We start from the raw sequence: 19,745 nt of genomic DNA, 5'->3' as shown, positions 1-19,745 counted from the left end.
GAGGCTCGTTGAGTTCCATCCGGACAACGAAACGCCGGCAACGAACAACCTATCAGCAGTCCGACTACATTGGCCAGCCTCAACCCAGTTGCATGGCGATCGCACAAAAAGAAGCTTGGGGCTCCCGTGTCGGTTTGGTCCTGGCCATGGCCGGCAATGCCGTAGGCCTCGGCAACTTCCTGCGATTCCCGGTGCAGGCCGTGCAGAACGGCGGCGGCGCCTTCATCATCCCCTACCTCGTGTGCTTCGTGCTCATGGGCATTCCGTTGCTCTGGGTGGAATGGAGCATGGGCCGATTCGGCGGGCGCCATGGGCATCACAGCACGCCTTTCATCCTGCACCAGATGGATCCGAAGCGCGCCCTATGGAAGTACATCGGCGTGTTCGGCATATTCACCAACCTCGCGGTGGCCTCTTACTACTGCTACCTGGAAAGCTGGACGCTGAGCTACATCTGGCACAGCGTGGTGGGCACCTTCCAAGGGCAGAGTGCCGAGGAGGTGGCTTCCTTTTTCGGCAACTATGTGGATGTGAGCACCACCACCACGGGCATTCCCTATGAGGCCATCCTGTTCTGGGTTCTCTGCCTGGCGCTCAATACATGGATACTCGCTCGCGGCTTGCAGGGCGGGGTGGAGAAGGTGGCCAAGGTGGGCATGCCCCTGCTGATCTTGTTCGGCATCTTCCTCGCGGTGCGCGGCATCACGCTCCAAGCCGGTGAGCATGGCGCGGTGAACGATGGCACCCTCGGGTTGAATTTCCTCTGGACACCTGATTACAGCAGCATCTGGAGCGGCAAGGTCTGGCTCGCCGCCGCTGGGCAGATCTTCTTCACGCTGAGCGTGGGCATGGGCTCGATCCATTGTTACGCCAGCTATGTGCGCAAGAAGGACGATATCGCCCTGAACGCCATGACCGCGGGCTGGATGAATGAGTTCGTGGAAGTCGTGCTCGGAGCTGCCATCATCATCCCGATCAGCATCGGCTACCTGGGCATCGAGAAGGTGGTTGAGCTGACCCAGACCGGTGGATTGGGCCTGGGCTTCCGAACGCTGCCCTACCTGTTCACGCAGTGGGGCCCAGGGCTCGCAGCTGTGGCCGGCATCTGCTGGTTCGGACTGCTCTTCTTCGCCGGCATCACCTCTTCGCTCGCCATGGGCACGCCCGTGATGGGCTTCTTGAAGGACGAGTTCGGCTGGAAGCACAGGCCAGCCGCTTGGTTCTTCGGCCTGCTCGTGCTGCTTCTCGGACTACCCTGCGTGATCTGGTTCGAAGAGGGGGTGTTCGACGAGTACGACTACTGGGCAGGCACCGTGAGCCTGGTGGTGTTCGCGCTCTTCGAGATCATCCTCTTCGCTTGGGTCTTCGGGATGGACAAGGGTTGGAAGGAAATCAACGATGGCGCTGATATCAAGATACCCATTGTCTTCAGGTTCATCATCAAGTTCGTCACGCCGCTCTTCCTGGGCTTCGTCTTCTTCAAGTCGATGCCCACCATCTGGGAAAACCTCACCAAGCCTGTACCATGGCAGGTCTGGGTTGGCCGTGCCATCCTGATCGCGCTCTTCCTTGCCATCGCTTGGTTCGTCCGCATGGCCTACTTGAAACGCAAGGCACAACTCGACCGCGTGACCCCATGAAAACCGAAGCGCTCACCTTGATGCTCATCGCTGTGTGCAGCGTCACCGCCATCACTGCCTATTTCTTCTTCCGCATGCTCACCGCCAAGCCCAAGCCCGAGCCGGACAGCTACTCGGAGAACGACGACGACCCACGCTGATGCCATTGCCATGGCCTCCCCTCAAGAACGTGAGCAGGAGCGGCAAGAGTTCGCCAGCAGGCCCTTCAAGGAGCAGCTGAAGGATCTGCTGCACCTGCACAAGGCGGAGAGGCGCGGCAACGCCATGATGATGGTGCTGCTCCTGATCGCAGCAGGGGCATTCTACTATTACCGCCTTCACTACAAGCCCGACGCTTCGGATCTCGAGCCGCTGCGCAACGAGATGGAAGCTTGGATGGCCGCGCGTGATTCAGCGCGCAACGAGCCTGAAGCCGCTCCCTCCGAGACATTCCCTTTCGACCCGAATACGATCAGCGTGGAGGACTGGCAGCGGCTCGGGCTCTCACCGAAGCAAGCGGCTTCCATCGAACGGTACCGGGCCAAAGGCGGCCGCTTCAGGACCAAATCGGATGTGGCCCGGATGTACACCATCAAGCCCGATGTCTATGACCGCCTCAAGCCTTTCATCCTCCTGCCTGACAGTGCACCGAAGCGTGAGCGGTACCAGCCACGAAACGAGTGGCCTGGGCGCGATAGCGCAAGGACCTTCCCACCCCGTCAGAATGAATCGCGCGAGGCACGACGTGCCCATGTCAAGCTGGAGGTGAACAGTGCGGACACCAACGCACTGATCGCACTCCCCGGCATCGGGCCGGCATTCGCACGGGGGATCACCAAATACCGCGAGAGCCTGGGGGGCTACCATTCCCTCGACCAGCTCTCAGAGGTTTATGTGCTGAAGGATAAGCCGGACGCCGTGGCACGGCTGAAAGAGCTGCTCGCGGTGGACACGTTGCTGATCCGTCGCATCCCATTGAACACATGCACCGTGGAGGACCTCGCCGCGCATCCCTATATCCGATGGAAGCTGGCCAAACCCATCATCGCCTACCGCCAGCATCACGGCCGGTTCGCGGAAGTGGCCGCAATCAAGGGCATGCACCTGATCGATGAGGACCTCTACCGTAAACTTGCGCCCTACCTCAGCGTGGAGTGAGCGCCCTGCAGCAACGCCTCGAGGCCGCCATACGGGCGGTGCCCGATTTCCCGAAGCCCGGCATCCTCTTCCGAGACATCACTCCTGTCCTCGAGGACCCGCTGCTCTGCCGCGCCATCACCGAAGGCTTCCGGGAGCGTTTGCAGGACGTGCCCATCGATGCCATAGCCGGGATCGAGAGCCGCGGCTTCCTCTTCGGGATGCCACTCGCCCTCTCCCTCGGCGTTCCTTTCCTCACCGTTCGAAAGAAAGGCAAGCTCCCTTGGAAGACCGTGAGCCACAAGTATGACCTGGAGTATGGAAGCGCGGAAGTGGAGATGCACGTCGATAGCGTGAAGCCCGGCATGCGCGTCCTGGTGCATGATGATCTCTTGGCAACAGGCGGCACCGCTACAGCAGCAGCTGAGTTGGTCCGCATGCAGGGGGGCACCCTGGCCGGTTTCTCCTTCTTGATCGAACTGAGCTTCCTGCACGGCATGCGGAAGCTCGAATCGTACAATACCAAGGTGGTTACCTTGCTCACCTACTGACACCGATGGAATTCGCCACTACCGAGAGCCAGACCATGATCGCGCAAGCCGTGCGCGACTTGTGCGAACGCGAGCTGCGCCCGAACCTGATGGATTGGGACGAGAGCCAGCACTTCCCCAAGGACCTCTTCCGGAACCACTTCGGCCCTGCCGGCATGCTAGGCGTGCTGGTGCCGGAGGAATACGGTGGTGCAGGCCTGGGCTACTACGAGTACATCAGCACCATCGTGGAGGTCGCCAAGATCTGCGGCAGCGTGGGCCTGAGCGTGGCCGCGCACAACAGCCTCTGCACGGGTCACATCCTCTATTTCGCTAACGATGAGCAGAAGCGCCGCTGGCTGCCCAAGCTCGCCACCGGCGAATGGATCGGCGCTTGGGCCCTCACTGAGCCCAACACCGGCAGCGACGCCATGCGCATGAAATGCACGGCGCGGCAAGAAGGCAACGAATGGGTGCTCAACGGCACCAAATGCTGGATCACGCATGGCATCAGCAGCGATGCGGTGGTTGTGATCGCGCGCACCGGCGAGCTGCTCGACAGCAAGGGCATGACCGCCTTCGTGGTGGAACGCGGCACGCCTGGCTTGAAGGCAGGCAAGAAGGAGAACAAGCTGGGCATGCGTGCCAGCGAGACCGCTGAAGTGATATTCGAGGAATGCCGCATTCCTGAGGCGAACGTGCTAGGCAATGTGGGAGAAGGATTCCAGCAAGCCATGAAGATCCTCGACGGCGGCCGCATCAGCATCGCAGCGCTCAGCCTCGGCATCGCGAAAGGGGCGTACGAGGCCAGCGTGAAGTACGCCAAGGAGCGCGAGCAATTCGGACAGCCCATCGCGAACTTCCAAGCCATCGCCTTCAAGCTCGCCGACATGGCCACGCGCATTGAGGCCGCCGAGCTGCTCACCCTGCAAGCCGCCGACCTCAAGAACCGCGGGAAGAAGATGACCAAGGAGAGCGCCATGGCGAAGTACTATGCCAGCGAGGTAGCCGTGTGGGCCAGCAATGAGGCCGTGCAGATCCACGGCGGCTACGGCTACACGAAGGATTTCCCGGTGGAGAAGTTCTACCGCGACAGCAAGCTCTGCACGATAGGTGAAGGAACCAGTGAGATCCAGAAGCTGGTGATCAGCCGGCAGGTGCTCAAGGGCTGACGACGGTAACACGTCGGGGCCTACAGCGGCGCGGGAATCCCGCAATCACAACTTGTGCAATCGTTCAGTGTTTTTATGTTTGGCATGACCCTTGGCAATGCCACCTTGAACCACCAACCAAACCCAACCTAGCCATGAAACGCCTATTGCACGCATCCTTTGCCGCATCCCTTGCGGTGCTCGCATCACCGGCAGCCGCGCAAGAGCTGGAGCTCCCGATCAAACTCAAGACGAACGCGGCCCGTGATTGGTCGAAGTACCACAAGATCGCGATCGGGGACTTCGTCGGGCAGGACCGAACCGTCACACCTAGGGCGCTGGATATCTCTGAAAAAGTCGGTCAAGCATTCTTCAAGCAACCCACGCAGTTCACGGTCTTTGACCGGAACCGGCTAGAGGGCATCATGAAGGAGCAGAAAATCCAGCACAGTGGCGCCTTCGATGAATCAACGGCTGTGCAATTGGGCAAGCTCATCGGAGCAGACTTGATGCTTGTTGGCCGCGTGCAGCAGGACCAGGTCTCGAACTCGAACAACAACTCGAGGATGCCAAGCGGCATGCGAATCGCCGTGAACACCACATACTACGTGCTAACGGTTAACGTAATGCTTATCGACCCGAAAACCGGCGCCACCATCGATCAATTCCCGATTGAAACCAGCATCAAGGATTCGAAAGTCGGTGTGGCTTTCACACCCGGAAGTCCCCAACATTCAGTGATGCAGATGAACGCCTTGAACGATTGGGCGGCGAAATTCGATTGCATGGTGAACCCTTGCGAAACAACGGAGATCATCAAGCTGAAGAGCGACCCCAGCTTCAAGAAGGACCTGGAGAGCGCTGTGGCGCGTGCCAATATCGATGAACCGGAGGAGGCGGTGCGCATCATCAAAGAGGTGCAGGCCCGTGAACTCAAGCCTGCAGCAAAGCACAAGGCCACGTACAACTATGGACTTATCCTACTTGCCCAGGGACAGTGCAAGGAAGCCTTGGCGCTTTTCAAGGAAGCCTATTTGGCGAATGCCGATTCCGACGATTACAAAGAAGCATTCGACAAGGCTAAAAGCCAGTGCGCGCTCGAGGGCAAGGGGAATTGATTCTCACATCCTCTACAAGCGAGAGCCCCACGGTAGCCGTGGGGCTCTCGCCTTTAGCTGGGCCGCCATCAAGCCTCAACTCCAACCGATCCACCTTGTACTCTTAACCAAGCAGCTGGAAGCTCCAATACCAGGTCCATCGAGGTCATTGCATGCTGCCCGAGCCGATTCGCAGCCAGGTCACCGGCGAGGCCATGCAGATACACCCCCAGTGTCGCCGCATCTATCGTTGAATAGCCCTGTGCGAGCAATCCGGTGAGGAGCCCGGTGAGCGCATCGCCGCTGCCGCCTTTGGCCATGCCCGGATTACCGGTGGTATTGAAGCGCACATGGCCCTCCGGCGAGCAAATGGCCGTGAAAGCGCCCTTCAGCACAATCGTGCAACGCCAGGCTTGGGCGGCCTCACGTGCAGCTTGAAGCCGATCGTAACCAGTTGCGAATGCGCGTCCGGCGAGCCGCTCGAACTCCTTCGTGTGGGGCGTGAGCACGGCGCGGTCCGGAATCGACTTCAACAGCTCACGATGCGCGGCCAACAGGTTGAGCGCATCGGCATCGAGCACCAGCGGCACGGCAGTTCGCTCAATCAATCGGCGCAGGGCCGAGGCCGTGGCCGCATGCATGCCCATTCCCGGCCCAGCACCGATCGCTGCATGAGCCGTGAGGTCTGGTAGCTCAGCAAGCCATTCACTACCACAGCCAAGAGCACACATTGCTTCCGGAGCCGCAGCTTGAAGGATGGGAACGCCAGCTTCTGGAACAGCGGCTGTAACCAGACCGGCGCCGCTGCGCAATGCAGCCCGCGTGGCCAGCACCATCGCGCCCATCCTGCCTGGCGATCCGCCCATGAGCAGTGCATGCCCGAAGCTGCCTTTGTGCGCGAATCGCGGACGAGGACGGATCAACGACCGTGCATCCGCGGCTTGGAGCACATGGTATGGCGTGGTCCTCGATCGAACGAACCCGGCATCCAAGCCGATCGGTACCAGCTCCCAATCCCCAACGAACTCATCGTTCTCCGGGAGCAGCAGGCTCAGTTTGGGCACTTCGAGGGTGAGCGTAAGCGATGCCCGCGTGACTCCCTGCAGGCCATTCAGAGCGTTCGATTCGGCGAATAGGCCCGAGGGCATATCAATGGACACGATGGGCTTGCGGCTCGCGTTCATCCATTGCACCGCTTCCAAGGCCAATCCATCCAGCGGGGCATTCAAGCCGGTGCCGAACAAAGCGTCGATGACCAGATCCTCCTCAATTCGCCGGAGATGCTCGGCAGCGCTGCAATCGACCAGCTGCACGCCGGCGTCCTTGGAATTGATCGCCTCCAAGCGGTTGTCGGAGGCTGGTTCCGCCCGATGGGCAATGCGCACAACTGCAACCGCGTAGCCCGCACGCTTCAATAAGACGGAAAGGGCCAGTCCATCACCCCCATTGTTCCCCATTCCGGCCACCACAAGCACGGAGCGCACCGTACCGAATCGCCCTTTCGCTAAGGCGCTGACCAACCGATCCGCGCATGCGGCCGCGGCCCGCTGCATCAGCGCTTGCGATGAAATCGGCTCATTGGCTATGGTCCATGCATCGGCCTCGCGGATGGCCTGCGGGCTGAGGACGGGGACCATGGCGCAGGGCTACTCCGTGAAGACCGCCCACTTCAGGTTGAAGGTGTAGCGGTCGTTGTCGGCCGTTCCATCCACATCCAGGATGTCGGTGATGCGGATGAGGGCGTAATGGCTCACATTCGCCGGTAAGCTCCCCAAGCGGACGATGATGATATCATTCACCGCGATGCTGCTCATCTCCTCCAATGGCACACCCGAATTGAAGGCATTGCGCACGCTCACGTTCGTGGCATTGGCGTAATCGAAGCCGTTGAACCGAACCATGCGGCCGCCAGCGGGCGAGATCCAGGAACGGCTGAGTTGGGTATCCGAGGCTGAGGCAGGGTTATCCTGGATATCGCGGCGTGTGCTATCGACCGTGTAGAGCACGGGCACGCGCTCTTCCAAGTCGAAGGCCGATTCACCTTGGATCGCGGAGTTGCGGGAATAGAGTTGATGCCCTGTGGTCTCCGTGAGCAACGTGGCGCCCAAGCTCACGCTGAGTGTTCGACGCGCCGACATCCGGTCTCCATCCTCCTCGTAGAGGTCGAATGTGAGCTTGGTGGAGTAAGCGGCTGCAGCGTGCGGCACTTCGTATTCCCAATCCCAGCTGAAGGCACTCCCCGATAGGCTGGTATCGACAACCGTGACCGTGAAATCGTTGTCGCGCTTCGAGGTAATGGTCAGTCGGCTCAACGAGGATTTGTCTGAACTGCCCAAGATCCGGAAAGCAACAACATTCCCTGAGGTCACGGCGATCACTGGTGAACTAGGCGATACCGTGAGCACCGGAATATCGTTGCCGCGCTTGCAAGCGCTGAATGCAAGGGCGAAGCAGAGGGCGGCAAGGGCCCCGATGGATGAAGTGCGCATGGGTGCGAAGGTATTGGCCGGAAGCACGAGAGCCGCGACCTCTTGGCCGCGGCTCTCGCCAGGATTTCGAGCCGATTACTTTGACTTGATGCGGAAGGCCTTAGCACGCACCGTGAGGGTGGTGCGGTTGCCCAGGAACATCTGGTCGCGTACGCTGCTGGAGTTGATGGGGAGCACGAAATCGGCATCCTCACGCTGCATCAGAGCGTCATAAAGGGCGTTATTGGTCATACGGTCCTGCGGGATGAGCCCGCCGCCGCCGATGGTTGCCACATGGAAACGACGACCGCCGATCGGGAGCACTCCGAACAGGAAGCTCTGCGTGGCTGTGCCGCTCACATCACCGATGTACTCGAGGTCCTCCATCTTGAAGTGGATCTGCGTCTGCACCGAAGTTCCAGCGATGGACTTGGTGTAGAAGGTGCAGGAGGAGAACAGCAGCACTACGGCCAGTGGCAGCAGGATGATGGCTTTGATCTTCTTCATTGCTGCGTGTGGTTACGTAGTGGTTCTTAGTTGAAGTAGATGTTGAGCACCAAGCGCACCTGATCGTTGGTGTCCATGGTGTTGTACTTCTGCTTCACGCTGCTGTATTGCGTGTTTGCGCCGCCAGCAGTGTTGGGGTCGCCGCCCACGGTGTAGTATTCCCATGAATCGGTGCCCTGCTCCACCTCATGCTTGGTCTTGTTGCCGAGCTGCCAGAAAGCGCTCCAGCCATACTCAACGCCAAGGGCGATGGGAAGGTCAAGCACGAAAACGTTGAAGCCGACGATGCCGCCCAAGCCAACGATGGTGTAGGGGGTGGTCATCGTGTGAACGTCGTTGTCGTCGGTATCGCGGAAGATGTAGGATTCCACCATCCGATCGCGGCCGAAACCGAGGTACAGGTCAGCACCAGCGTACACATCGAAGATGTTCGAGTTGCTGAAATGCTTCTCGATACCGGGCACCAGCATGTATTCGCGGGTGCTCTTCTTGTATTCGAACTCAGCCAAGGTGGCAGGAATGAACTGCGTCGAATCAACTTCGCCCTTGATGGAACGTGAATCACGAGCCAAGCGGAAGCCTGCACGGATCGCCAAGTCATCCTGGATGAACTTCTTGAAGGTCAGCAGATTGCCTTTGCTCAGGCGATTCCAAGTCGAAATGCTCCGGGCCGTTGAATCCGACCCGTCGCCGAAGGAGGCGTTGTTCAGGGTGAGACCGAACACCAGGGCCATATCGCCGGCCACAGGGCGACCGCCGAACTTGTACCGGGTATCCTGGTTCTCCCGGGTAGAGAGCTGGGCGCTCGCCACGGAGCAGAGACCCAGCAAAGCGAAGGACAGTAGCGTCTTTTTCATTGGGCTTAGTTTGGTTTTTTTGCCTTTTGAACTCGGCCAAAAGTAGGTCCGAGCGGCCGCAAACATAGGTGGACCGAGTCGCATTACCAACCTAATGTTGTTGGTCCGAGGGCTTAATGTTCATAACGCTGGCCCGTGGAACCGGCGCCGGTGGGCAGGTCATTTCACCTTTTCGGCCAGCATCGGCACGAACTTGAAGCGGCCGCGATGAGTCACCTCGACGGCTCCATCGCCCGACTTCTTCAGCACTTGCATCTCTTGCACATCGCCTTCGCCAACCGGGATTACCAGTGAGGCGCCGGCTTTCAATTGCTCAACCAGGGCTTGGGGCACGAAGGGAGCGCCACAAGTCACCAGGATTCCGTCGAACGGACCTTCGCGCTTGAGGCCGGCGAAGCCATCGCCATGGGAAAGCGAGGCGGAATAACCCAAGCGAGCCAAGCGCTCCTTGGTCTGCAAGTACAACGGTTTGTGGCGCTCGATGCTGAAAACGCGGGCGCCCAATGCGCTGAGCACCGCCGTTTGGTATCCGCTGCCTGTGCCCACTTCCAAGATCCTGTTCCCCGGCTTGGGATCGAGCAAGGCTGTTTGGAAAGCAACCGTATAAGGCTGGGAAATGGTCTGGCCGCACGGGATGGGGAATGCGGTATCCTCATAGGCGCGCATCTGGAAAGCGCTGTCGTCGATGAAGAGATGGCGGGGCACCTTTCCGATGGCCGCGAGCACAGCGTCGTTCGAGATGCCTTTATCCCGCAGGAGCGCAACCAGCCTGCGGCGCATCCCCTGATGCCTGAAGTCGTCGTTGGCGTGCATGCGCGGAGCCTGCAAATGTACCGGTGGGATGGCGGGGCATCCGGCTATTTTTGCGCGCTTTTCACCAAAACGGCTCCATGGGTCCAGAACGCATTCGCATCGGAGTACTGGGCTCAGGACACTTGGGTCGCATCCATGTGCAGCAACTGCTGAACGTGCCTGCCTTTGAAGTGGTCGGGGCCTTCGACCCGCATCCGGAGAAGCGTGCGGCGATCACCCGTGAATTCGGTACGCCGGGCTTCGATTCGGCAGAGGAGCTCCTGGCTCAAGTGGATGCGATCGACATCGTGACGCCCACGGTAGCGCATCATCGCTTGGCCAAGCAAGCGCTCGAGATGGGGCTTCATGCGTTCATCGAGAAGCCTGTCACCGTCACCGTAGAGGAGGCGGAGGATCTGCTGTGCACCGCCGCAGCCCGCGGGTGCGTGGTGCAGGTCGGCCATGTCGAGCGGTTCAATCCAGCCTTCCAGGCAGCGCTGCCGTTCTTCGGCGAGCCCATGTTCATTGAAGGCCATCGGCTCGCGCAATGGAATCCGCGCGGCACGGACGTGAGCGTCGTTTTGGACCTGATGATCCATGACATCGACATCATCCTCCATGTGGTGAAGAGCCCTGTGCGATCGGTGCAGGCCAGCGGCGTGGCCGTTGTGAGCGATACGCCCGACATCTGCAATGCGCGCATCGCCTTCGCCAATGGATGCGTGGCCAACCTTACAGCCAGCCGCATCAGCCTGAAGAACATGCGCAAGAGCCGGTTCTTCCAGCGAGACGCATACATCTCGGTGGATATGCTGGACAAGGTTGCTGAGGTGGTGCGGATGCGGCCGGTTGATGGGGATGCCGATCCTTTCGCAGTGACCATCGACCTTGGTGAAGGCAAGGGCAAACGAGAGATCTCCTTCGAGAAGCCTGCGGTTCCGTCCATCAATGCCATCCGCGAGGAACTCGCATCTTTCGCCGGGAGCATCCATAGCGGCAAGCCGCCGAGTGTGACCCTGGCGGAAGCCACCGAGGCCCTGCGCACCGCGCTGGCCGTTCTTCAGAGCATGGATTCGCGGAATTCATGAACACGCATACTGATCGGTCCCGCACTGCGTTGGCCCCGTGGCATTGCATGAACAATCGCTACGCGCTTACGCTGCTGTTCCTGATCTTGGCCACCGCTTGCTCCAAGGGTGACAAAGTGCCCGCTTTCGTGGACATCGGCGAAGTGGCCATGACCACGTCTTCGGGACAAGGCGGGGCCACGGTCAAGGTCACCGACGCGTGGGTAACCCTGAATGAGGAACTCTTGGGCGTTTGGGAATTGCCTGCCCGGATCCCGGTCCTGGCCGAAGGGCCGAATGTGATCGGCCTTGTGCCTGCGATCAAGCGCAACGGCACCTTCGATGATCGGCTCCGGTATCCGTTCTACACCCCATATAGCACCACCGTGAACCTGGTGCGCGAGGGCACCGCGGCCCTGAATCCAGTCACCAGCTATACGGAGGAGACGCTGGTCTGGCAAGAGGGCTTCGAAGACCCCTTCAGCCAATTCGCGATCACCGCCAACAGCGACACGCAACTGCTCCGGTTCACCCCCATCACGAACCCTGAACTGATCTACCTGGAGAACGGTCCATGCGCCGGCTTCCGGCTCGATGCCTCGCACCGCTACATCAGGATCGAATCCGATGAGGATTTCCTGAGCTACGGCGGCCCGGCCTTCATCGAACTCGACCACCGCAGCGATCTGCTGGTCACGGTCGGGGTGAAGTACTTCGCCGATGGCCTCGAGCGCTATGAGCCCTTCGTCTATCTGCCGCCCACGTACCGTTCCGATGGCACCATGCCTTGGAACAAGGTGTACCTTGATCTGAGCGCCTTCTTCAACAGCGCGGTGTCGGAACGCGACGTGTACATCGAAGCCACGCTGCCCGATGGCCGCAGCAGCGCTGAGATCTATCTGGACAACATCAAGCTGCTGCGCATACCGTGATGAGCTCCCGCCGAATGCAAGTGGCCAAATACGTCATCGCCGATGTGGCGGGGGCGGCTCTTGCATGGACGCTCTTCTTCCTCTATCGCAAGGCCGTTCTCGAGCCTATGAAGTATGGCGTGGAGGTGCCCATTGACCTCGACGGGAACTATTTCAAGGGACTCTTCCTGGTGCCGCTGTTCTGGTTCGGCTTATACACCGCCATCGGGGGTTACCGCGATGTGTTCCGTCGCTTCCGCACGAAGGAGCTCGGCCAGACCTTGCTGGTCACTACCATCGGCGTGCTCGTGATCTTCTTCGTGCTGCTGCTCGACGACAAGGTGCCCAGCCCGAGCTACCACTATCGTTCGTTCCTCGCGCTCTTCATCCTGCACTTCGGCATCACCTTCCCGCTGCGCTTCCTGATCACGAGCGCCATCGTGCGCAAGGTTCACCAGCGGCGCATCGGCTTCAACACCGTGCTGGTGGGCGGCAATGAGCGCGCCTTGGCCATTTACCAGGAGATCGAGGCCATGCCCAAATCACCGGGCAATCGATTCGTGGGCTTCGTGAACGTGAACGGGGGCGACCAGCAATTGGCGGGCACGCTGCCGCGGCTGGGCAAGTGGCACGAGCTCCGGCAGGTGATTCCGCAGCATGGCGTCGAAGAGGCCATCATCGCCGTCGATAGCACCGAGCATGAGCACATGAACCGCATCATGAACGAGCTCGAGGGCACAGGGGTGCGGATCAAAGTGATTCCGGACATGTACGATATCCTCTCCGGCTCGGTGAAGATGACCAGCATCTTCGGCACGCCCCTGATCGAGGTGAACCCGGAGATCATGCCGGCCTGGCAATTCTCCGTGAAGCGGGTCCTGGACATCGTGGTGAGCGCGATCGCCCTGCTCTTGCTCACGCCCATGCTGCTGACGATCGCCGTCCTCGTGAGATTCTCAGGCCCCGGACCCATCTTCTTCACCCAGGAGCGCATCGGGAAGCACGGCAAGCCCTTCCGCATCGTGAAGTTCCGCAGCATGGTGAGCAATGCCGAGCAGGACGGACCGCAATTGAGCAGCGCCAATGATCCGCGCATCACCCCGATCGGCCGCTGGCTGCGCCGTACACGGATGGATGAGCTGCCGCAGTTCTGGAACGTGCTGAAGGGCGAGATGAGCCTTGTCGGGCCACGACCGGAGCGCCAGCATTACATCGATGCCATCACCGAAGTGGCCCCGCACTATCGGCATCTGAACAAGGTCCGGCCCGGCATCACCAGTTGGGGCCAGGTGAAATTCGGGTATGCCGAGAACATCGACCAGATGGTGCGCAGGCTGAAGTATGACATCTTGTATATCGAGAACATGAGCCTGGCGGTTGATCTGAAGATCCTGGCCTATACCGTCATCATCATCCTGAAGGGGGATGGCAAGTAGGGGGGCTGGTTCAGGTTGCAGGTTGGGGGCCGCCTAGGTTGCAGGTTGAAGGTTCATGCCCAACCCTCAACCACACCCAGCCTCCAACCCTCAACCTTCAATGCATCACGCAACTACATTCGCCGTCCACCATTCCAAGAACATGAAGATCTCCGTCATCGGTGCCGGCCAGATGGGCAATGGCATCGCGCATGTGTTCGCGCAGAGCGGGCACGCCGTCACCCTCATCGACATCGCGCAGGCCAGCCTCGACAAAGCACTGGCCACCATCGGCAAGAACATGGACCGCCAAGTGGCGAAGGGCTCGCTCACCGAAGACCAGAAGAAAGCCGCTCTGGCCTCAATCGCCACGAGCACCGATCTGGCAGCAGGCGTGAAGGAAGCCGAACTGGTGATCGAGGCCGCCACGGAGAGCATCGACCTGAAGCTCCGCATCTTCAAGGACATCGATGCGAGTGCTCCGGCTTCGGCGATCCTGGCCACCAACACCAGCAGCATCAGCATCACGCGCATCGCCGCGGTGACGAAACGCCCCGGCCTGGTGATCGGCATGCACTTCATGAACCCTGTGCCGGTGATGAAGCTCGTGGAGGTGATCCGCGGGTACGATACCACCGATGCCGTGACGAAGACCGTGGTGGACCTGAGCACAGCGATCGGCAAAGTGCCCGTGACCGTGAACGACTACGCCGGATTCGTGGCCAACCGCATCCTGATGCCCATGATCAACGAGGCCGTGCAGGCACTCTGGCAAGGCGTGGGCGGCGTAGCGGAGATCGACACCATCATGAAATTGGGCATGGCGCATCCCATGGGCCCCTTGCAGCTCGCGGATTTCATCGGGCTCGATACCTGCGTTGCCATCCTGCGCGTGCTGCACGAGGGCCTCGGCGATCCGAAGTACGCCCCCTGCCCGTTGCTGGTGCAGATGGTGACCGCCGGCAAGCTGGGCGTGAAGAGCGGTGAAGGCTTCTACCAGTACACCGCCGGCAGCAAGGATCTGGTGGTAACGGCGGCATTCAGGAAGTGAACCGAATGCGCGCGCAGATCCTGATCGGATTGCTTTCGGCGCACGCACCAGCGGTCGGTCAAGCCGGAACTCAAGGCTCACGTTGGGCCATAGGCGCCAGCGCATCAGTGGACCGTTGCTTCCGCACGCTGATCAATGCAGCGGGGGATGAAACCCGCGCGGGCATCATCCGCTTCCGGAATGAGCGCGAAACCTATCGCATCGGATTCAGCGGCGGGGTCGATGTCACCTACGCTTTAGACGCAAGCCGCGAGCGATGGCTGATATCAACCGGACTCCAGTTCTCTGACCGAGGCTACCGGTTCGAGGATGAACTGGTGCTCATCAGCACGGACGGGCTGGATCCTGCCATCCCCGGGAGCACCCTTCGTTTGGATTACAGGGACCATTACCGCTATCTGAGCCTCCCGCTCATGCTGCACTTCTCCGTGGGCGGCAGGTGGCGCTTCGAGCCGGGTGCCGGACTGTGGGGGGATCTCTTCATCGGTCAAACCACCGTTCAGCGCCGCGACTTCAATGGAAGCGTGCAGACGAGCCGGGTGAAGGACGATCTGACGGAGTTCCGCCTTGCCGGGGCAACGGCTTGCGTCGAGTTGTGCACCAGGCTCCGCCTCAACGAGCTTTGGTCCATGCGCGCAGGTATGCGAAGCCGTTACCAACTCAGTGCATTGGCAGACACACCGATTGAAGGCTTCCTCTGGGAGGCTGGTTTCCTGGCCGGCGTACAGTATCACTTCCCCTGATCGGCCATGCACCGGTTGCGTCAAGCGACATCGGATGACATCTTGGTAATTCGCGCCATCGCGCACGCCGCTTGGCCGGTCGCCTACTCCGCCATCCTCTCATCGGAGCAGCTCGCTTACATGCTGGAGTTGATGTACAGCGAAGCAGCGCTGCTCGAGCAGGTTTCAGTGAAAGGCCATCGCTTCCTGTTGGCCGAGCGGGAAGGAACAGCCATCGGCTTCGCGGGCTTTGAGCATGGCTATCGCAGCACGAAGCGAACACGATTGCACAAGCTTTATGTGCTCCCTGAGGTGAAAGGAACAGGTGCCGGTGCGGAGCTGCTCCGAGCGGTAGAATCGACGGCCCGTTCAGCCGGCGATGAGCGCATCGAGCTCAATGTGAACCGTTTCAATCCGAGCAAGGACTGGTACCTGCGCCGGGGCTTCGTGATCGAACGCGACGAGGTTCTCGACATCGGCCAAGGCCACGTGATGGACGACCACGTGATGGTGAAGGATCTTGCTTGACCGGAGCGATCAGTTCGCACGGGCCGTGCCGCTGATCCCGTACTTCTTGTACAATCGCGCCTTCCTCTTATCCAGGCGCGCTTGCGCCTTGGCGGTGCGTGGGCCCCGGTCGGCAACGGCCAACTCCCCTCGCTCCACGCGCTGCACGATCAGCTCCACGAGCTTATCATCACCGTCGGGATCATAGGTGCCACGCAGGTCGTGCCCGAACATGCGGGCCATGCCTTGCCACATGAAGGCCGTGAACGAGCCGCGCAGGGTCTTCACCAGATCGTAGCTGGTGCGGCCCGTCTCCCGGTCAATGAGCTTGATGAGCACTTTCCCCTGGCTGATGGTGAGGTCCTTCACCTCGGCCTCGAACTCGGCGCGGAGCTCGGCCTCAGCGAGTTTCAGGTAGAGCTCTTGATCGCTCCCGCGATCCATCTGGGCGAGGTCGTGCTCGTATTCGCGCAGCAGATGTCCGGTGATGCGCGCATAAGGATAGACCCGGAGCACATTGCGCGTGAGCCTGTCGTAGCGTTCTGCCTGCCGTCTGCTGCGGGCAGTCCAGCGGCTCTCGACGTGAGTGGTGGCCAGGTCGACCATCGGCACGGTGTCGCCATCGATGATCACCGCACGGTAAACCTGCGGGACCTGCTCGCCTTGCCCGAAGCACATTGCACAAGCCAACACGCCTGCGGGAACCAGGCCCCATCGATGACGACTGCGCATGAAGCTGGAAAGCATGGCGATACGAAGCTACAACGGCAGAAACCGCGCGGCCTTATACCGGCTCACCGTCTCCTTAGTTTCCAGGCACTTGCCGGAGGGGCCACCGGCCTGGCAGACCCGCTTGCCCCCACCTGCGCGCGATCCACGGCCGCCGCCACGAGCGCCGCTGCATGCGCTTCGCTTGCATCCAGGCCTTCGAGCATCTCCGGCTTGAAGTGGTCGCGCACGAAATGCGTGTCGTATTCACCACTGCGGAAGGCTTCGTGGCCCATGACATAGAGGCAGAAAGGGAGGGTGGTCTCAACCCCGGTGATGGCGTAATCGTCGATGGCGCGCTCCATGCGCGTGATGGCCTCCTCGCGCGTAGCGCCATGCGTGATCAGCTTGGCGATCATGGGGTCGTAGTGGATGGGGATCTCCATGCCCTCCTCGAAGCCGTCGTCGACGCGGACGCCTGGGCCTTGCGGCGGCCGATAGGTGGTGAGCGTGCCGATGTCGGGGAGGAAATTGTTCATGGGGTCCTCGGCGTACACGCGCACCTCGATGGCATGCCCGATGATCTTCAGGTCTTCCTGCTTGAAAGGCAGCTCCTCCCCTTCCGCCACGCGGATCTGGAGCTTCACCAGGTCGAGGCCCGTGATCATCTCGGTGACGGGGTGCTCCACTTGCAAGCGCGTGTTCATCTCCATGAAGTAGAAGTTCATCCTCTCATCGAGGAGGAATTCAACCGTGCCCGCACCAGTGTAATCCACGCTCCTGGCCACGGCCACTGCAGCTTCGCCCATGCGCCTGCGCAGTTCAGGCGTGAGCACCGCGCTCGGCGCTTCCTCCACCACCTTCTGGTGCCTGCGCTGAATACTGCATTCGCGCTCGAAGAGGTAGCAGGTGTTGCCGTGCGCATCGGCCATGACCTGCACCTCGATGTGGCGAGGCCCTGCCACGTACTTCTCTATGAAAACGCTGCCATCGCCGAAAGCGTTCTGCGCCTCGCTGATGGCGCGCTCCAAGCCTTCCTTCAGCTCGCTCTCCTTCTCCACGATGCGCATGCCCTTGCCGCCGCCGCCAGCAGCGGCTTTGATCAGGATCGGGAAGGAGATGGTCTTCGCGACCTCAATCGCTTCCTCCAAGCCGCTCACGGCTCCTTCGGTGCCCGGCACCAACGGCACCCCATGATCCTTCACGGCCTCCTTGGCGGCGAGCTTATCGCCCATCACTTTCATGGCCTTCGGCGATGGCCCCACGAAGACCACGCCGGCCTTCTCCAGCGCTCGGGCGAAGTCGCCGTTCTCGCTGAGGAATCCGTAGCCCGGATGGACGGCGTCGACCTTCAGGTCCTTGCACACCTTCACGATCTTGTCGATCACCAGGTAGCTCTCCTTGCTCGGGGGCGGACCGATGCACACGGCCTCATCGGCGAAGCGCACGAACGGTGCGTTGCGATCCGCCTCGCTATGAACGGCTACGGTGCTGATGCCCATCTCACGGGCTGAGCGCATCACGCGCAGGGCGATCTCGCCGCGGTTGGCGACGAGGAGTTTCCGGATCTTCTTGGTCTTGGCCATCGGTCTCGATCGAGGGAGCGCGAAGATGCAACGGGCTGGCCCGAACTTTGGCTTCCATCCGCCATGCGACTGCTTGCCTCCCTGCTCCTGCTCACTCTCGCCGCGGCTTCTTCGGCCCAGCGAAATGAGCGGATCCTCAAGACCGATACCGGGACCCTGGTGCTGCGCTACTTCAACAGTGGCCAGGTGAGCACCAAGGAATGGCGCGACAAAGATGACCGCTGGGGCCGCAGCTGGGCCTATAAGAAGAACGGCGAAGTGATCTTCGAAGGACAGACCAGGCGCTTTGCCGGCCATTCATCGGTCCACTTCAGCTACCATGCGAACGGTGCCGTGAGCAAGGCGGAGACGAGCGATGCCCCGGACGGCGGCATACAGTGGCACCGGAGCACCACCACATTCGACGACCAAGGGAACAAGACCGGCTTCTCTGAGCAGGGCCACGACGACCATGGCATCATCCCACGACCGGGCACACATGTGCAACGGTGGCCACCGGAGCCGGAACAGCCCAAGCAGCAAGAGGTGGTTGTGTGCCAGCGGATGTTCGTGAACGAACTCTTCGTGGTGAACCCGACGAACGCCGCAGCACGTGTTGCAGCCACACCGAAGGAGCCTTCGCCCGCACTCCCCGGTGGCACGTGGACCATGGCTCCTGGCGATACCATCCGCATCGGCACATATAGCAAGGGAGAGGCATGGCCGGATTGGAATGGCCTCGTTGACCTGAACATCGTGCAGGTGGTCCTCGGCGACCGCAACAAGGCCGTGGCGCGCATCCGCACCGAAGAGAGCAAGATGAGCTCGGAGCACCGCAAGCTCTTCGTGGTGGTTGAAGGATGGACGGAGACGAAGGTCGCGCCAGGGCAAGAGCATCTGCCGGGGCTGCCGAAGCCTCCGAAGGAAGGGAAGAAGAGAAGGCGTTGGCTCTTCTTCCGTTAGCGGATCGCGACCCAGAACCCCATCAAGCGCGGGACGAGGAAGTCCAGATCCACCTTGCTCATGGGGTGCGGCGTGTTGGGGAGGATGAGCACCTCAGCGCCTTTCACCCTTCGCGCGAAGAGGCGCGTGTCGTCGGGGACGGCCGTATTGTCGTTCTCGCCCACGCAGATGAGCGCCGGGCATTGGATCCGCGAACAGACTTCCGGCGTGAGCAATGGCATCCGGGCGAGCTCGCTCATGCTCTGCGCAATGGCACGCACCACATCCTTCCAGCGCTCGACGCCATGCGCATCGGCCAAGGCCTGTGCGAATACCGGCACCTTCTGCTGCATCGCATCGGGATCGAGCATGCGCAGCTCCTTCTGCAAGCCTTCTTCGGTCCAGAGGTACTTGGTGCCCAGCGTGACCACCGACCGAACACGCTCCGGGCGCTGCGCTGCATAGAGCATGGCTGCATAGCCGCCCATGCTGTAGCCGAATAGATCCGCCCGGTCCCACTTCTGCTCCTCGAATGCGCGATCGATATCGCTGATGAATTGCTCGAAGCGGATGCCCTCGGAGTGGATCCCGCGATCGCCGTGGCCCGAGAGGTCGATGGCGATTCCTCCGATGCGTTGCTGGAGATCCGCCAATTGGCGCGCGCTGCCAAGGGCACCGTGCAACAGGAGCAGGGCCATC

21 protein-coding genes are annotated in these 19,745 nt (G+C 60.9%); 13 read left to right on the top strand and 8 right to left on the bottom strand.

Annotation, left to right across the window (positions count from 1 at the left end; translation table 11 throughout):
- The first annotated feature begins 92 nt into the window (after positions 1-92).
- The 6 genes from IPK70_04140 to IPK70_04115 all read left to right on the top strand — a co-directional run bounded on the left by IPK70_04140 (position 93) and on the right by IPK70_04115 (position 5,555).
- Entirely contained in the window at positions 93-1,640 is a 1,548-nt protein-coding gene (locus tag IPK70_04140; protein MBK8226350.1) for a sodium-dependent transporter, read from the top strand.
- The gene (locus IPK70_04135) at positions 1,637-1,780 is read left to right on the top strand and encodes a hypothetical protein (protein ID MBK8226349.1); all 144 of its coding nucleotides are present in this window, start codon (positions 1,637-1,639) and stop codon (positions 1,778-1,780) included. Before IPK70_04140 ends, IPK70_04135 begins: the two co-directional genes overlap by 4 nt.
- A gap of 10 nt (positions 1,781-1,790) precedes the next feature.
- On the top strand, positions 1,791-2,777 hold the full coding sequence (locus tag IPK70_04130) for a helix-hairpin-helix domain-containing protein (protein MBK8226348.1): 987 nt from the start codon (positions 1,791-1,793) through the stop codon (positions 2,775-2,777).
- Positions 2,774-3,307: an adenine phosphoribosyltransferase gene (locus tag IPK70_04125; protein ID MBK8226347.1), complete on the top strand. Its 534-nt coding sequence runs from the start codon at positions 2,774-2,776 to the stop codon at positions 3,305-3,307. Before IPK70_04130 ends, IPK70_04125 begins: the two co-directional genes overlap by 4 nt.
- Before the next feature lie 5 nt (positions 3,308-3,312).
- Positions 3,313-4,458, top strand: coding sequence for an acyl-CoA dehydrogenase family protein (locus IPK70_04120; GenBank protein ID MBK8226346.1), 1,146 nt, complete (start codon positions 3,313-3,315; stop codon positions 4,456-4,458).
- Positions 4,459-4,592: 134 nt separating this feature from the next.
- Entirely contained in the window at positions 4,593-5,555 is a 963-nt protein-coding gene (locus IPK70_04115; GenBank protein MBK8226345.1) for a hypothetical protein, read from the top strand.
- Between the two features lie 68 nt (positions 5,556-5,623).
- On the opposite strand, the gene IPK70_04110 is transcribed toward IPK70_04115, so the two are convergent.
- The 5 genes from IPK70_04110 to IPK70_04090 all read right to left on the bottom strand — a co-directional run bounded on the left by IPK70_04110 (position 5,624) and on the right by IPK70_04090 (position 10,179).
- Positions 5,624-7,171, bottom strand: coding sequence for an NAD(P)H-hydrate dehydratase (locus tag IPK70_04110; protein MBK8226344.1), 1,548 nt, complete (start codon positions 7,169-7,171; stop codon positions 5,624-5,626).
- Between the two features lie 9 nt (positions 7,172-7,180).
- Positions 7,181-8,023: a hypothetical protein gene (locus tag IPK70_04105; protein ID MBK8226343.1), complete on the bottom strand. Its 843-nt coding sequence runs from the start codon at positions 8,021-8,023 to the stop codon at positions 7,181-7,183.
- Positions 8,024-8,098: 75 nt separating this feature from the next.
- Positions 8,099-8,509, bottom strand: a complete 411-nt coding sequence (locus IPK70_04100) for a hypothetical protein (GenBank protein ID MBK8226342.1) — start codon at positions 8,507-8,509, stop codon at positions 8,099-8,101.
- Between the two features lie 26 nt (positions 8,510-8,535).
- Positions 8,536-9,366, bottom strand: coding sequence for a hypothetical protein (locus tag IPK70_04095; GenBank protein ID MBK8226341.1), 831 nt, complete (start codon positions 9,364-9,366; stop codon positions 8,536-8,538).
- A gap of 159 nt (positions 9,367-9,525) precedes the next feature.
- A complete protein-coding gene (locus IPK70_04090) occupies positions 9,526-10,179 on the bottom strand; it encodes a protein-L-isoaspartate(D-aspartate) O-methyltransferase (GenBank protein MBK8226340.1) in 654 nt (217 codons plus the stop codon).
- A 77-nt stretch (positions 10,180-10,256) separates the two neighbouring features.
- Between IPK70_04090 and IPK70_04085 the strand changes: the two genes are divergently transcribed.
- The 6 genes from IPK70_04085 (at position 10,257) to IPK70_04060 (ending at position 15,852) form a co-directional block, all read left to right on the top strand.
- Complete coding sequence (locus tag IPK70_04085) at positions 10,257-11,246, top strand: Gfo/Idh/MocA family oxidoreductase (GenBank protein ID MBK8226339.1); 990 nt, start codon at positions 10,257-10,259, stop codon at positions 11,244-11,246.
- 47 nt (positions 11,247-11,293) lie between these two features.
- The gene (locus IPK70_04080; protein MBK8226338.1) at positions 11,294-12,157 is read left to right on the top strand and encodes a hypothetical protein; all 864 of its coding nucleotides are present in this window, start codon (positions 11,294-11,296) and stop codon (positions 12,155-12,157) included.
- A 14-nt stretch (positions 12,158-12,171) separates the two neighbouring features.
- Positions 12,172-13,572, top strand: a complete 1,401-nt coding sequence (locus IPK70_04075) for a sugar transferase (protein ID MBK8226337.1) — start codon at positions 12,172-12,174, stop codon at positions 13,570-13,572.
- A 142-nt stretch (positions 13,573-13,714) separates the two neighbouring features.
- Positions 13,715-14,602, top strand: coding sequence for a 3-hydroxybutyryl-CoA dehydrogenase (locus tag IPK70_04070; protein ID MBK8226336.1), 888 nt, complete (start codon positions 13,715-13,717; stop codon positions 14,600-14,602).
- Positions 14,603-14,607: 5 nt separating this feature from the next.
- Positions 14,608-15,345 (top strand): PorT family protein, encoded by a 738-nt coding sequence (locus IPK70_04065; GenBank protein MBK8226335.1) that lies wholly within the window; start codon positions 14,608-14,610, stop codon positions 15,343-15,345.
- A 6-nt stretch (positions 15,346-15,351) separates the two neighbouring features.
- Positions 15,352-15,852: a GNAT family N-acetyltransferase gene (locus IPK70_04060; protein MBK8226334.1), complete on the top strand. Its 501-nt coding sequence runs from the start codon at positions 15,352-15,354 to the stop codon at positions 15,850-15,852.
- A gap of 9 nt (positions 15,853-15,861) precedes the next feature.
- Here the strand turns inward: IPK70_04060 and IPK70_04055 are convergent, their stop codons facing one another.
- Complete coding sequence (locus tag IPK70_04055) at positions 15,862-16,563, bottom strand: DUF4294 domain-containing protein (GenBank protein MBK8226333.1); 702 nt, start codon at positions 16,561-16,563, stop codon at positions 15,862-15,864.
- 62 nt (positions 16,564-16,625) lie between these two features.
- Positions 16,626-18,125, bottom strand: a complete 1,500-nt coding sequence (gene accC / locus IPK70_04050; GenBank protein MBK8226332.1) for an acetyl-CoA carboxylase biotin carboxylase subunit — start codon at positions 18,123-18,125, stop codon at positions 16,626-16,628.
- 63 nt (positions 18,126-18,188) lie between these two features.
- Between accC and IPK70_04045 the strand changes: the two genes are divergently transcribed.
- Positions 18,189-19,067: a hypothetical protein gene (locus IPK70_04045; protein MBK8226331.1), complete on the top strand. Its 879-nt coding sequence runs from the start codon at positions 18,189-18,191 to the stop codon at positions 19,065-19,067.
- Here IPK70_04045 and IPK70_04040 read toward each other — a convergent pair.
- The gene (locus IPK70_04040) at positions 19,064-19,744 is read right to left on the bottom strand and encodes an alpha/beta fold hydrolase (protein ID MBK8226330.1); all 681 of its coding nucleotides are present in this window, start codon (positions 19,742-19,744) and stop codon (positions 19,064-19,066) included. The two genes, IPK70_04045 and IPK70_04040, sit on opposite strands and share 4 nt — an antisense overlap.
- Position 19,745: the final 1 nt, after the last annotated feature.

This window comes from Flavobacteriales bacterium, from assembly GCA_016712535.1.
Classification (GTDB): Bacteria; Bacteroidota; Bacteroidia; order Flavobacteriales_F; family PHOS-HE28; genus PHOS-HE28.
Note: the sequence above shows the minus strand (reverse complement) of the source record. Positions and strands in the feature narration are given on the sequence as shown.